Origin of the sequence: Pseudomonas sp. RIT-PI-o (genome assembly GCF_001297215.1) — a bacterium.
GTDB lineage: Bacteria > Pseudomonadota > Gammaproteobacteria > Pseudomonadales > Pseudomonadaceae > Aquipseudomonas > Aquipseudomonas moraviensis_A.
On record NZ_LHPA01000020.1, the window covers coordinates 143695 to 156922 of the forward strand.

The following is a 13228-nucleotide window of genomic DNA, read 5'->3' on the forward strand; positions in this document are numbered from 1 at the left end:
CAAGGAAGCTTATCCATGACATTCAAACGCATTCTTGGCGCCGTGGCGCTGCTGCTGACACCGGCGCTGGCCTTCGCTCACCCGGGGCATGGCGACAGTGGCCTGGTCGCGGGCATCAGCCACCCGATCGGCGGTCTCGACCACTTGCTGGCAATGCTCGCCGTCGGTTTGTGGGCGGCGCAGCAACAAGGCGCGGCGCGCTGGGCGCTGCCGTGCACCTTTGTCGGCACCATGCTGCTGGGCGGCCTGCTCGGTTTTGAAGGGCTGGAGTTGCCAGCGCTGGAAAGCGGGATTGCCGCGTCGGTACTGGCGCTGGGCCTGGCCGTGGCACTGGCGGTGCGTCCACCGCTGGTGATGGCGGTGGCAGCGACGGCGCTGTTTGCGCTGTTCCATGGCGTGGCGCATGGGCTGGAGTTGCCGGAGATGAGCAGCCCGTGGGCGTATGCGACCGGGTTTGTCGCGGCGACGGCGGTGTTGCATGCGCTCGGCTATGGCGTGGTGCGGGTTCTTCCGCAGGCAGCGGCACCGCTTGTGCGACTGGCGGGTGCGGCTTCGGCGGCGACCGGGGTCTGGTTGTTGGCAGGATGATTGTTTAGCGCCTGCACTGGTCTCTTCGCGAGCAGGCTCGCTCCCACAGGTTTTATGTACGCTGCAAATCCACTGTGGGAGCGAGCCTGCTCGCGAAGACGGCCTGACAGACACCGCATCTCTCAAGCAGTGCTCTCTGCTACCATGTCGCGCAATCGCCCCAGCCCGTGACGACATCCGCTCATGCCCCACGCTTCCCGCTCCACCACCCTGCCCGAATTGACCGCCCTGTTTGCCGAGGTGCAGAAGCATTTTCTGCATGTCATCGTGCCGCTGTGGCAAGGCCCGGGCTGGAATGCCGACATGGCGTTGCCCTATGAGGCGCTGGACGCCGCGCATCAAGCGTTGCCGGCGCAACGTTATCGGGCGATGGCCTGCGCACGGCAGCTGTACCTGTTCTCCAGCCTGATCGGGGTTGTGGATAACGCCGAAGCACGGGCGGCGGCGCTGTTCCGTTCCTTGCAACGGCACTTCCATGACGCTGAGCATGGCGGCTGGTTCTACAGCATCGACGCCCAGGGCAAGCCGCTGGATCAGCGCAAGGATCTCTACACCCACGCTTTCATTCTGTTTGCCTGCGCGCATTACTGGCACAAGTCCGGCGATTCGCTGGCCGAGTCGACATTGAACGCCGCGCTGGAAATCATCGGCCGCCGTTTCGCCACCGGTGACGGCTTGTACGAAGCCTGCCTTGAGCGTGACTGGATCACCTTGCAGACCGGCCCGTTGCAAAATCCGCTGATGCATTTGGCTGAAGCCTTTCTGGCCACCCTTGCGGTGCGCGAAGATCCGCAGACGCAGAAAGCCCTGCTTGAGTTATGCACAGCCATGCACAAGCAATTCGTCGATCCGCAACATGGCGTGTTGATGGAGAAGCCGCTGGGCGCTGTGGATAACTGGTACGAGCCGGGGCATCAGTTCGAATGGTATTTCCTGCTCGAATCGTCGCCGCTGTTGCGCGATTCCAAACTGCATCGGGCATTGGATCGGGCGTTTGCCTTTACCGAACAGTATGGCGTGCTGGAGTCTTGCGGCGCCGTGCGGGCGATGCTTGATCTGGAAAGCAATGGCCGACCAAGGGATTCGACCCAGCGTATCTGGGCTCAGGCCGAATACCTGCGCGCACTGACGTTGCGCAAGGATAGCGGAGCGGCGGTGCTGCGCCAGTTGCAGGCGTTGCAGCAACGGTTTCTACACGCCGGTGGGTGGCACGAGTGCCGGGATGAAAACGGCGAAGTCAGCCGCAAGGACATGCCTTCGACCACGCCTTATCATTTGGCGACCTGCTATCAGGGTTTGGCTGCGTATCTTCGCTGACTGAACGATTGCCTTCGCGAGCAGGCTCGCTCCCACAGTTTGAAATGCATTCACCTGTGGGAGTGAGCCTGCTCGCGATCAGCCATTACGCGGTGCTCAGGCAATCCACTTCTTGTCCCCGGTGAAACTGATGGTCAGCCACCGCGCCGCATCCGGCTTGCCCAACTGCGCGGAAATCTGCTCACGCAACGCGTCCAGCTGCGCGACATTGCGCAACGGATAAGCCGCCGGCAGCACCACATGAATTTCGATGAACCGCGCCCGACCGTGCTTTTGTACGTAGGACACGTAATCGTCGAAACCATGCTCGACCTTCGCCACCTCCATCACCTGCCGTACCTGCTCATCCAGCGTGTCCGGGGCGATACCCAGCACATCACGCAACGCCGGGCCGAGGATCTTCAACGCCGGGGGCAGCATGCTCAGCGCAAGTACGATAAGGATCAGCGGGTCGACATACACCGCCCACTCGCCATAACCCTGGGACTTGAGCAGCAGCGCGGCGAGGAAACTGATCAACAAGCCCACCGAGAGCATCGCATCGACCAGCCAACTGATGTTGTCGAACTGGATCAGGCTGGATTTGAGCGTGCGATTACGCCGGCGCACGTAGAAGAAATAAGCGAACTCGACGACGGTGAACACCGCCGCGTAGACGATCACCAGACCCAGCTCGATATCGCGACCACCGTTGATGATGCCGAACACGCCATTGAGAAATGCATAGATGGCGATCAGCAGCAGGAAGCTGCCTTCAATCAGCAGCACCATCGGCTCCAGATGCCAGAAGCCGAACTGGAAACGCTGATTGCTTTGCTTGGCGATCAACCGGGCGGTGATCAGCATCAGGATTTTGATAAACGTTGCGATCAGCGAGAAAAATCCATCGAACAGGATGGAGTGCGACCCTGAAACAAAACCGGTGACGACCCCGGCAATCGACACCGCCAGCATCAGCAGCGTCGATTGTTTGAGCAGTGCCTGCTCACCTCGGTTACTCACTTGAACTCCTCATGAAACCTTGCACACCGCGGGGTGCGGCGGGCTGGCTGAGTGCGGAGTTTAGCTTATCGTCGATTTACACCCGACTTTGTGGCGAGGGAGCTTGCTCGCGCTGGGGTGCGAAGCGCCCCCCTGTTTCAGCAAAAAAGCAGGGGCCTGCTGCGCAGTCCAGCGGGAGCAAGCTCCCTCGCCACAGGATCAGGTATCAAGCCTTGTTACGCTCAATGGCAAACCCGGCCCAGGTCTGACTCACCGGCATCAGCTCCAGGCTGTTGATGTTGATGTGCGCCGGGGTGTTCATCACCCAGAAAATCGTCTCGGCGATGTCCTGCGGCTGGATCGGCTCGGCGCCGGCGTAAGTGGCGTTGTAGCGTTCCTGGTCGCCGGCGAAACGTACCAGCGAGAACTCGCTTTCGCACAGGCCGGGTTCGATGTTGCTCACGCGCACGCCCGTGCCCTGCAAATCGCAACGCAGGTTCAGCGAGAACTGTTTGACGAAGGCTTTGGTCGCGCCATACACGTGGCTGCCCGGGTACGGGTAGTTGCCGGCAATGGAACCGAGGTTGACGATACCGGCGCCACGGCCGTGGGCGATCAGGCGTGGCAGCAGCAGGCGGGTGGCGTACATCAGGCCTTTGACATTGGTGTCGACCATGGTGTCCCAATCGTCCAGGTCGCACTTGGGCGCCGGATCGACACCAAGCGCCAGGCCGGCGTTGTTGATCAGGCCACGGAGTCTGGCGAACGACGGCGGCAGGTTGGCGATCGCCTCTTCCATCGCCTTGCGATCACGCACATCGAGGACCAGACCGTGCACTTCGGTCTGCTTCGACAGCTCGCTGCAGAGGGCGTTGAGGCGTTCTTCACGACGGCCGGTCAGCACCAGTTTCCAGCCTGCATCGGCAAAACGGCGGGCACAGGCTTCACCAAAACCGGACGTCGCGCCGGTGATAAACAGGGTGTCGGACATCGTGTTCTCCTTGCTTCGGCCGCCACGGCAGCCCTTGGAATAGAAAATCAGCAGGCAGCATGCCCGCCCTCGCGGATACGGGCAACACCTGCCGCCTGTACAAAAATCAACCAGATGCACCAAGTCCGCAGCCTGCGTGGCTTCCAGCCATGTGCACGCACGTTATCCACAGTCTGCTCCACAGTTTCCGGGGGCAAGTAGAAACGCGCAAAGCCGCGCTGCACAAGGCTTTGCGGGCGAAATCGAAAGTTTTTTGCTTGACCCTGAGTGACCGGATGTGCGGGACAGGGCATTTTGCACGACGGACGGTACAACCGCGTGATTGCGCGAGGCCAGCAATTACGGCCTTCAGCGAGGTCTTTCCAGAGTTTAGTCACAGACTTATCCACAGGCCGAGGCACACGAAATCGTGTGTGCTACCAACGCTATAAAAAGGTTGACAATGGCACCCCGCGCTTGCTTGAAATTGCCTGATCAAAAAACAACCACGAGCTTGAAAGCCACGGATTACAAGGGCTGCAACCATATACACCCACGTTATGCACAGCCAGCTCCACAGCAATCGGGGACAAGTCAAAACTGTGGAAAAACAGCCATTTGCAGCGTCTATATGTCGCGCTTTGGCAGCTTGGGGAATTTGTTTTCCACAATTCTGAAAGTTGTGCAATTCCAATGTAGGAGTGAGCCTGCTCGCGATCGCGGTTATTCAGCAACATCTACAGGACTGACACACCGCTATCGCGAGCAGGCTCACTCCTACAGGGGGAGGTGGTGAGTTGGGGGGATAAAAAAACCCCGGGACTGTCGTCGCCGGGGCTGTGTATAACCGCGAGAAGAATCAGTGCCCGCCCAGATAGGCGTTACGCACCTCCTCATTCACCAACAGGTCTTTGCCTGTGCCGGTCAGACGGATCTCGCCGTTGACCATCACATACGCCCGGTCCGACAGCTTCAGCGCATGGTTGGCGTTTTGCTCGACGAGAAAAATGGTCATCCCGGTTTTCGCCAGTTCACGCAGGGTGGCAAAAATCTGCTTCACCACGATCGGTGCCAGGCCCAGGCTCGGTTCATCGAGCAGCAACAATTTCGGCCGGCTCATCAGCGCACGGGCGATGGCGAGCATCTGCTGCTCACCGCCCGACATGGTCATCGCGCGCTGATTGCGTCGTTCTTCAAGCCGTGGGAACAGCTCGAACATGCGCTGCATGTCCTCTTTGGCGTACTTGTCGCCAATCGGGATGGTGCCCATCAGCAGGTTTTCCTCGACGGTCATGTCGGGGAACACCCGCCGTCCTTCCGGCGACTGCGCGATGCCGTTGGAGGCGATGTAATGCGAGGACTTGTGGGTAATGTCGACGCCTTGATAAAGAATCTGCCCGCCCGCCGCTCTGGGCTGACCGAAGATCGACATCAGCAGGGTCGACTTGCCGGCGCCGTTGGAGCCGATCAGGCTGACGGTCTCGCCTTCGTTGATCTGCAGCGAAACGCCTTTGAGCGCCTGGATCGGGCCGTAGAACACGTCCAGATTGCGCAATTCGAGGATCGGTTGGCTCATACCAGCTCCTCTTCGTCGGCGCCCAGGTAGGCTGCAATCACTTTCGGATCGCTGCGGATCGCTTCCGGTCCGCCTTCGGCGATAACGATGCCGTGGTCGAGGACCACGATGTGATCGGAAATGCTCATGACCATGCCCATGTCGTGTTCGATCAGCACCACGGTCAGATCGTGCTCGTCGCGCAGCAGCCGGATCATCGCGCTCAGCGCTTCGGTTTCCTGAGGGTTGAGGCCGGCGGCCGGTTCGTCGAGGCAGATGATCTGCGGCCGCGTGCACATGGCCCGAGCGATCTCCAGACGGCGTTGTTGGCCGTACGACAGCTCACCGGCGAGACGGTTGGCGCAGTCGACCAGATCGACCACTTCCAGCCAGTAGAAGGCGACATCCAGCGCTTCGCTCTCAGCCTTGCGATAGCCCTTGGTGTTGAGGATGCCGGCGAGCATGTTGCGGTTGACCCACATGTGCTGCGCCACCAGCAGGTTTTCCAGCACCGACATTTCCTTGAACAGGCGAATGTTCTGGAACGTCCGGGCCAGACCTGCACGGTTCACCAGGTGAGTCCCGCCGAACATTTTGTAGTACATGCGGCTGAGGAAGGATTTCGGCGAGACGAAATCGGTCGCTTTGAACGACTCGCCCAGCAGCTGGATGACGTTGGTCTGCTGGCCGCGCACGTTGAGTTCGATCTTGCCGCCAGAGGCCTTGTAGAACCCGGTCAGGCAGTTGAACACCGTGGTCTTGCCAGCGCCGTTGGGGCCGATCAGGGCGAAGATCGAATTGCGTTTGACCTTCAGGCTGACATCGCTCAAAGCCTTGATGCCACCGAAATGCATCATCAGTTTTTCAACAGAGAGTACGACTTCACTCATGGCGCAGTCCTCTCGTAGTGAATGGCACCTTTGCGTGGTTTGACCCCGGTGCGGCTGATGCGGATCAGCCCGCGTGGTCGCCAGATCATCATCAACACCATCAGGATGCCGAACAGCAGCACTCGATACTCAGCGAAACCGCGCAGCAGTTCCGGGGCGACGGTGAGTACGAACGCAGCGATGACTACGCCGATGGTCGAGCCCATGCCGCCGAGCACGACGATGGCGAGGATCAGCGCCGATTCGAAGAAGGTGAACGAGGTCGGGTTGACGAAGCCTTGATAGGTGGCGAAGAACACCCCGGCCAGACCCGCCGTCGATGCACCGATGGTGAACGCCGAGAGCTTGACCAGCACGTGGTTGAGGCCCATCGAGCGGCAGGCGATTTCATCTTCACGCAGGGCTTCCCAGGCGCGACCAACCGGCATTTTCACCAGACGATGCTTGACGTACAGCACCGCCAGTACCACCAGGAACAACACCGCGTAGATGAAGTAATACTTCACGTCCGGGTTGTAGGTCAGGCCGAAGAACTCGTGAAACGGTACCCCGCCATCCTTCGCGCGCTTGCCGAATTCCAGACCGAAGAACGTTGGCAGTGGCGCTGGCATGCCGTTTGGGCCACCGGTCAGGGACAGCCAGTTGTTCAGCACCAGACGAATGATTTCACCGAAGCCCAGGGTCACGATCGCCAGATAGTCACCGTGCAGACGCAGCACCGGGAAACCCAGAATGCAACCGGCCAGGCCTGCGGTGATCGCCGCCAATGGCAGCACGGTCCAGAAACCCAGCCCCAGATACTGGTAGCCCAGCGCCAGACCGTAGGCACCGATGGCGTAAAACGCCACGTAGCCGAGATCGAGCAGACCGGCCAGACCGACCACGATGTTCAGCCCCAGCCCCAGCAGCACGTAGATCAAACCGAGGATGACCACGCCAAGCAGGTAGGAGTTGGAAACAAACGGCACGATGATCGCCAGCACAATGATCAACGGAATGATCCAGCGCAGCCGCGATTTGTAATCCGCCGGCAGCACGTGCACGCCGGAACCGGTGCTCTCGAATCCGTCGAGGATCTTCAGGCCCTTGGGCGTCTGCAGGAACAGGCTGAGGGCAAAACGCCCGGCCATGACGATGGCAATGATCCACGCCACGCGGGTTGCTTCGAGATTGAAGCTGTAGCCGTCGAGGACCACGCCGACAATCGGCCCGAACACGATCAGCGCAATCAGGCCGGCAAGAATCGCCTCGACCAGACTTTTTTTGATATCGATGGATTTTTCAGTGGTTGCAGACATCGCTTACACCTTCGACACAAGAGGACGGCCCAACAGGCCCTGCGGCCGGAAGACCAGTACGAGGACGAGCAGCGAGAAACTGAACACGTCTTTGTAGTCGGAGTTGACCAGACCGGAGAACAGCGACTCGGAGATGCCGAGGATGATCCCGCCGAGCATGGCGCCGGGCAGTGAGCCGATGCCGCCAAGTACCGCTGCGGTGAACGCTTTGATGCCGATGATGAAGCCGGCATAGAAGTCGAACGTGCCGTAGTTCATGGTGATCAGCACACCAGCGAGTGCCGCCATGGCTGCACCGATGATGAACACGTAGGAAATCACCCGGTCGGTGTTGATCCCCAGAATCGAGGCCATCTTGCGGTCTTGCTGGGTCGCGCGGCACATGCGGCCGAGCTTGGTGTATTTGATGACGTAGGTCAGCAGCCCCATGCCGACGAATGCGGCGATCAGGATGAAGACTTTGGTGTAGGTCAGTTGCACGAAGCCGCTACCGACTTCAACACGCCAGGCACCGGTCAGCAGCGTAGGCACGCCCTGTTGTTTGGCGCCCTGAGCGATCTGTGCGTAGTTCTGCAGAATCAGCGAAATACCGATGGCGCTGATCAGCGGCGCCAGGCGGGTCGAGTTGCGCAGGGGTTTGTAGGCGACACGCTCGATGACCCAGCCATACACCGCCGTGACGACGATGGTGAAGATCAGCGTGCCGAGCATCAGCAGCGGGAAGGATTCGATACCGAAGTAAGCCAGCAGAGCCAGACTGATTGCCGCCAGGTAAGCGGAAATCATGTAAACCTCGCCGTGGGCGAAGTTGATCATGCCGATGATGCCGTAGACCATTGTGTAGCCGATGGCGATCAGGCCATAGACCGACCCGAGGGTCAGGCCATTGACCAGTTGCTGCAGGAAAATACCATCCATAACGCAATCTCACGCAGTGAGAACCTGCGCACCAATGGCGCGCGGTTCTTCTAGGAAAAATACAGATGTACGTCGGAGCAATGTCGGAGCGTGACCATCGGACCACCACCGGCCCCTGTAGGCCTTCGCCTGCTCGCGATGACGGACTGACAGGCAACACATGTGTTGAATGTTCAACCGCTATCGCGAGCAGGCTCACTCCTACAAGAAAACCGTGGTGATCAGATGATCGCTTCAGCCCTTACTTCTGCTTTTCCAGCTGGTGGTATTTGCCGTCCTTGTCCCACTGGTAAACCACGTAGTCGGAGACTTTCAGGTCGCCCTTGGAATCCCAGGTCTTCTCGCCCATCACGGTTTTCACCGGATTTTTCTTCAACCAGGCTGCAGCCTCTTCGCCCTTGTTGGACTTGGCGCCGTTGAACGCGGCAGCCAGGGTCTGAACCGAGGCATAGGCGTACAGGGTGTAGCCCTCAGGCTCGGTGCCGGCCTTGCGGAATGCGTCCACTACGGTCTTGCTTTCAGGCAGCAGGCGCGGATCGGCGCCGAAGGTCATCAGCACGCCATCGGTGAATTGCGGGCCGCCGGCGGTGGTCACCAGCTCGTCGGTCACGATGCCGTCGTCGGACATGAACTTGACGTCTTTCAGGCCTTGTTCACGCAGCTGACGAACCAGTGGACCGGCCTCCGGGTGCAGGCCGCCGAAGTAGACGACATCGGCGCCGGCGCCACGGATCTTGGTCACGATGGTGCTGAAGTCTTTCTCGCCACGGGTCAGGCCTTCGTACAGCACAGGCTTGACGCCGCGTTTTTCCAGTTGCGCCTTGGTGGCGTCCGCCAGGCCTTGGCCGTAGGTGTCCTTGTCGTGCAGGACAACGACTTTCTTGCCCTTGAGGATGTCGACGATGTAGTCGCCGGCAACGATGCCTTGTTGGTCATCACGTCCGCACATACGGAACATGGCGCTCAGGCCACGCTCGGTGACCTGCGGGTTGGTCGAGCCCGGAGTGATCGCAATGATCCCGGCTTCGTCGTAGATCTCCGACGCTGGAATGGTCGACGAAGAGCAGAAGTGACCGACCACGCCGGCGACTTTCTGGTTGGTGAGGTCCTTGGCGACCGTCACCGCCTGCTTCGGTTCGCAGGCATCATCGCCTTTGACCAGGACGATTTTCTCGCCGTTCACGCCGCCCGCCGCGTTGACCGCATCGGCCGCCGCCTGTGCACCCTTCATGTACTGCTCGCCGAATGCCGCGTTGGCACCGGTCATCGGACCCGCTACACCGATCTTGATATCAGCTTGAGCAAACGCAGAAACACCCAGCGCAGTAGCCACTGCGAGGGCCAGAAAGCCTTTCTTGTAAAACGTCTGGGACATGAGGTGGTGCTCCAAGGTTTTTTTTAGTTGGCACTGCGACTTCACTTCACTCAAAGCGCAGAGCAAGGCCCGTGCCATCGGTTTTTTATTCTTCAAAAAGTCGCTGCGTTGTTGTTATTTCGACTGTTTCGTTCCCATTTTCATTGGGCGTGCAACCGTCTAAACCGCGGAAGGTGAAACCGTTTGTTTTTTCAGGCGCAACCCGCGCGCGCCATCATTGCAACCGCAGCGGCAAACGACGTGCAACCCGCCTGTAACAGCCCGCGTCACCGAACTGCACACTGCTGGTGCGCAACTGCTACAACCCGCACCATTACAGGCTAGTCGCTGGCTGCAAAAGCGCTGCGTCCGGCAACAAATTTCAACACTCAAATAACGATGCGCAGGCACTGGCCCGCGTGATACAGGGAAAACCCGGCCTCGTACAGGCAACTGCGCAGCCCCGCACCCGCCAAGGGCTGCATCGGTGCGAAGGGAATCGGCAGTGCCTGTGCATCGCCGTGGCACAGGTAATCGGCGAAGGCTTTGCCGACTACGGTGCCGGTGGTCACGCCGCGACCGTTATAACCGGTGACGGCCACCAGTCCCGGCGCCGGCTCGAACAGGCGCATCAGGTGATCAGGCGTAAAAGCAATGCGCCCGGTCCAGGTGCATTCCCACTCGACCGGCTTCAGATTGGGGAAGTAATGCTGCTGGACCCGATCAGCCCAGGCTTTGAGAAACCACGTCGGTTTCTGGTTGCCATTACCGAGGCTGCCGAGCAGCAGACGTCCGTCCTTGTCGCGGCGAATACTGCTCAGCACCTGGCGGGTGTCCCACGAGCCCTGCCCGCCCGGAAGAATCGCCTGCGCGGCGTCTTCGGTGAGCGGCACCGAGGCGACCTGATAGTAATAACCGGGAAAGAAATTGCGTTTGAGCTCGGTCCAGTCGCCTTCGGTGTAGGCATTGGAGGCTATGACCACTTGCTCGGCGAGCACCGCACCCTGGGCGGTCTGCACTGACCATTTCTGCCCGATGCGTTCGAGGCGAGTCACTGGTGAATGATCGAACATCTGCCCGCCGAGCCCCAGCACCGCGTTGGCCAACCCGGTGACATAGGCCATCGGATTAAGCGTGCCGGCGCGACGATCAAGCAGCGCAGCGGCGATTTTCTGCGTACCGGTGGCTTGCTCGCAGGCTTTGCCGGTCAGCAACTCGACCGGCGCGCCACGGCGTTTCCATTGCTGCTCGCGACTGCGCAGGTCAGCCTCGCCCTTGGCGTTATGCGCCATGTGCAAAGTGCCTTCGCGACGCAACTGGCAATCGATGTGGTATTTATCCACAAGGCTGAACACCAGCGCCGGCGCCGCCCCGAGCATGCGGTTGAGCTGGCTGCCGACCGCCTCGCCGAAACCGGCCTCGATCTCGTCCGGGGGAATCCACATGCCGGCATTGACCAGCCCGACGTTGCGCCCGGAGCCGCCGTGCCCTGCGCGATGAGCCTCCAGCACGCAGACGCTTTTGCCCTTTTCCAACAGATGCAGCGCCGCCGACAACCCGGTGAATCCGGCGCCGATCACGCAGACATCGACCTTGACCTCACCCCTGAGCGCCGAATGATCCGGACGTTGTGGCGTGAGCTTTTCCCACAGACATTCTTCCCGTAACGGCATTGCCAGACTCCAACAGAAACCCAACAAACACACTGCAGATCCTGTGGGAGCGAGCCTGCTCGCGAAAGCGGTAAATCAGCCAACATCAATGTCGACTGACCTGACGCATTCGCGAGCAGGCTCGCTCCCACAGCCATCGCATCAATCTCCATCAGTCGAAGGTAATGCCCTGCGCCAACGGCAATTCCAGCGAGTAGTTGACGGTGTTGGTCTGCCGGCGCATGTAGGCGCGCCAGGCATCGGAGCCGGACTCACGGCCGCCGCCGGTCTCCTTCTCGCCACCGAAGGCGCCGCCGATTTCCGCACCGCTCGGGCCGATGTTGACGTTGGCGATGCCGCAGTCGCTGCCGACCGCCGACATGAACCGCTCGGCCTCGCGCACGTCGGTGGTGAAGATGCACGCCGACAGGCCTTGCGGCACAGCGTTGTTCAAGCGCAGCGCTTCCTCGAAATCGCTGTAGCCAACCACATAGAGAATCGGCGCGAAGGTTTCGCTGCAGACCACATCGCTCTGCTCGGGCATTTCCACGATGGCTGGTGATACGTAGTAGGCATTGGGGAACTGATCTTCCAGTTGACGCTTGCCACCGAACACCCGGCCGCCTTCGCTGAGTGCCTGCTCCAGCGCATCCTGCATGTTTTCGAAGCTGTGTTTGTCGATCAGCGGGCCGACCAGATTGCCTTGCAGCGGATGGCCGATGCGTACTTTCGAATACGCGGCTTTGAGGCGGGTGACGATTTCTTCCTTCACCGATTCGTGAGCGATCAGGCGACGCAGGGTCGTGCAGCGTTGCCCGGCGGTGCCGACGGCGCTGAACAGAATCGCGCGCACCGCCATGTCCAGATCGGCGCTCGGGCCGAGGATCATCGCATTGTTGCCGCCCAGCTCAAGAATGCTGCGGGCAAAACGCGCGGCGACTTTCGGCGCCACTTCGCGGCCCATGCGCGTGCTGCCGGTGGCGCTGATCAGCGCGACGCGCGGATCGTCGACCAGCGCTTCGCCGGCATCGCGACCGCCAATCACCACTTGGCACAGGCTCGCCGGGGCATCGCTGAAATTCTTCACCACGCGGTCGAACAGCGCCTGACAGGCCAGCGCGGTCAGCGGGGTTTTCTCCGAGGGTTTCCACACCACAGGGTTGCCGCAAACCAGCGCCAGCGTGGTGTTCCACGCCCACACCGCGACCGGGAAGTTGAACGCGCTGATCACCCCGACCACGCCAAGCGGATGCCAGGTTTCGCGCATGTGGTGGCCGGGACGCTCGGAGGCGATGGTCAAACCGTACAACTGGCGCGACAGGCCGACGGCGAAGTCGCAGATGTCGATCATCTCCTGCACTTCACCCAGACCTTCCTGCGTGATCTTGCCGGCTTCCCACGACACCAGCTCGCCGAGGTCGGCCTTGTATTCGCGCAACACTTCGCCGAACTGACGCACCAGCTCGCCGCGACGCGGCGCCGGGACCTTGCGCCAGTGCTCGAATGCATGATCTGCGCGACTGATGTGCTGCTCGACTTCGGCAGCGCCTTCCCAGTTCACCGAGGCAATTTCGCTGCCATCGATGGGCGAATGCACCGGCACTTTGCCGTTCTGGTACAGGGCCGGGTTGACTCCCAGACGATCAAGCAATGCGGCAACCATCGGTCTCTCCTCAAGCAAAAACAGAATGTGTGCGGCCATTCA

General features: G+C 60.5%; 11 protein-coding genes. 2 read left to right on the forward strand and 9 right to left on the reverse strand.

Features of this window, described 5'->3' with window-relative positions:
- The first annotated feature begins 15 nt into the window (after positions 1–15).
- The gene (locus AEQ63_RS09450; RefSeq protein WP_064363060.1) at positions 16–588 is read left to right on the forward strand and encodes a HupE/UreJ family protein; all 573 of its coding nucleotides are present in this window, start codon (positions 16–18) and stop codon (positions 586–588) included.
- A gap of 183 nt (positions 589–771) precedes the next feature.
- Positions 772–1905 carry an AGE family epimerase/isomerase gene (locus AEQ63_RS09455; RefSeq protein WP_064363062.1) on the forward strand — a complete coding sequence of 378 codons (1134 nt, stop codon included), beginning with the start codon at positions 772–774 and terminating at the stop codon, positions 1903–1905.
- 96 nt (positions 1906–2001) lie between these two features.
- Here the strand turns inward: AEQ63_RS09455 and AEQ63_RS09460 are convergent, their stop codons facing one another.
- From AEQ63_RS09460 to amaB, 9 genes are all read right to left on the reverse strand, one after another.
- Positions 2002–2907 (reverse strand): cation diffusion facilitator family transporter, encoded by a 906-nt coding sequence (locus AEQ63_RS09460; protein ID WP_064363064.1) that lies wholly within the window; start codon positions 2905–2907, stop codon positions 2002–2004.
- Positions 2908–3112: 205 nt separating this feature from the next.
- Positions 3113–3877 carry an SDR family oxidoreductase gene (locus AEQ63_RS09465; RefSeq protein ID WP_064363066.1) on the reverse strand — a complete coding sequence of 255 codons (765 nt, stop codon included), beginning with the start codon at positions 3875–3877 and terminating at the stop codon, positions 3113–3115.
- Between the two features lie 838 nt (positions 3878–4715).
- Positions 4716–5432 carry an ABC transporter ATP-binding protein gene (locus AEQ63_RS09470; RefSeq protein WP_042608953.1) on the reverse strand — a complete coding sequence of 239 codons (717 nt, stop codon included), beginning with the start codon at positions 5430–5432 and terminating at the stop codon, positions 4716–4718.
- Positions 5429–6301, reverse strand: coding sequence for an ABC transporter ATP-binding protein (locus AEQ63_RS09475; RefSeq protein ID WP_064363068.1), 873 nt, complete (start codon positions 6299–6301; stop codon positions 5429–5431). Before AEQ63_RS09475 ends, AEQ63_RS09470 begins: the two co-directional genes overlap by 4 nt.
- A complete protein-coding gene (gene livM / locus AEQ63_RS09480) occupies positions 6298–7599 on the reverse strand; it encodes a high-affinity branched-chain amino acid ABC transporter permease LivM (protein WP_024011385.1) in 1302 nt (433 codons plus the stop codon). Before livM ends, AEQ63_RS09475 begins: the two co-directional genes overlap by 4 nt.
- 3 nt (positions 7600–7602) lie before the next feature.
- Entirely contained in the window at positions 7603–8517 is a 915-nt protein-coding gene (locus AEQ63_RS09485) for an ABC transporter permease subunit (RefSeq protein WP_039756948.1), read from the reverse strand.
- Between the two features lie 241 nt (positions 8518–8758).
- The gene (locus AEQ63_RS09490) at positions 8759–9892 is read right to left on the reverse strand and encodes an ABC transporter substrate-binding protein (protein WP_064363070.1); all 1134 of its coding nucleotides are present in this window, start codon (positions 9890–9892) and stop codon (positions 8759–8761) included.
- Between the two features lie 368 nt (positions 9893–10260).
- Entirely contained in the window at positions 10261–11544 is a 1284-nt protein-coding gene (amaA, locus tag AEQ63_RS09495) for an L-pipecolate oxidase (protein ID WP_064363072.1), read from the reverse strand.
- 151 nt (positions 11545–11695) lie between these two features.
- Positions 11696–13186: an L-piperidine-6-carboxylate dehydrogenase gene (gene amaB / locus AEQ63_RS09500; RefSeq protein ID WP_064363073.1), complete on the reverse strand. Its 1491-nt coding sequence runs from the start codon at positions 13184–13186 to the stop codon at positions 11696–11698.
- Positions 13187–13228: the final 42 nt, after the last annotated feature.

Coding starts and splice junctions, on each gene's coding strand:
- AEQ63_RS09455 (WP_064363062.1), top strand. CDS start 772: ATGCCCCACGCTTCCCGCTCCACCACCCTGCCCGAATTGACCGCCCTG.
- amaB (WP_064363073.1), bottom strand. CDS start 13,186: ATGGTTGCCGCATTGCTTGATCGTCTGGGAGTCAACCCGGCCCTGTAC.
- AEQ63_RS09475 (WP_064363068.1), bottom strand. CDS start 6,301: ATGAGTGAAGTCGTACTCTCTGTTGAAAAACTGATGATGCATTTCGGT.
- livM (WP_024011385.1), bottom strand. CDS start 7,599: ATGTCTGCAACCACTGAAAAATCCATCGATATCAAAAAAAGTCTGGTC.
- AEQ63_RS09465 (WP_064363066.1), bottom strand. CDS start 3,877: ATGTCCGACACCCTGTTTATCACCGGCGCGACGTCCGGTTTTGGTGAA.
- AEQ63_RS09450 (WP_064363060.1), top strand. CDS start 16: ATGACATTCAAACGCATTCTTGGCGCCGTGGCGCTGCTGCTGACACCG.
- AEQ63_RS09485 (WP_039756948.1), bottom strand. CDS start 8,517: ATGGATGGTATTTTCCTGCAGCAACTGGTCAATGGCCTGACCCTCGGG.
- AEQ63_RS09490 (WP_064363070.1), bottom strand. CDS start 9,892: ATGTCCCAGACGTTTTACAAGAAAGGCTTTCTGGCCCTCGCAGTGGCT.
- amaA (WP_064363072.1), bottom strand. CDS start 11,544: ATGCCGTTACGGGAAGAATGTCTGTGGGAAAAGCTCACGCCACAACGT.
- AEQ63_RS09470 (WP_042608953.1), bottom strand. CDS start 5,432: ATGAGCCAACCGATCCTCGAATTGCGCAATCTGGACGTGTTCTACGGC.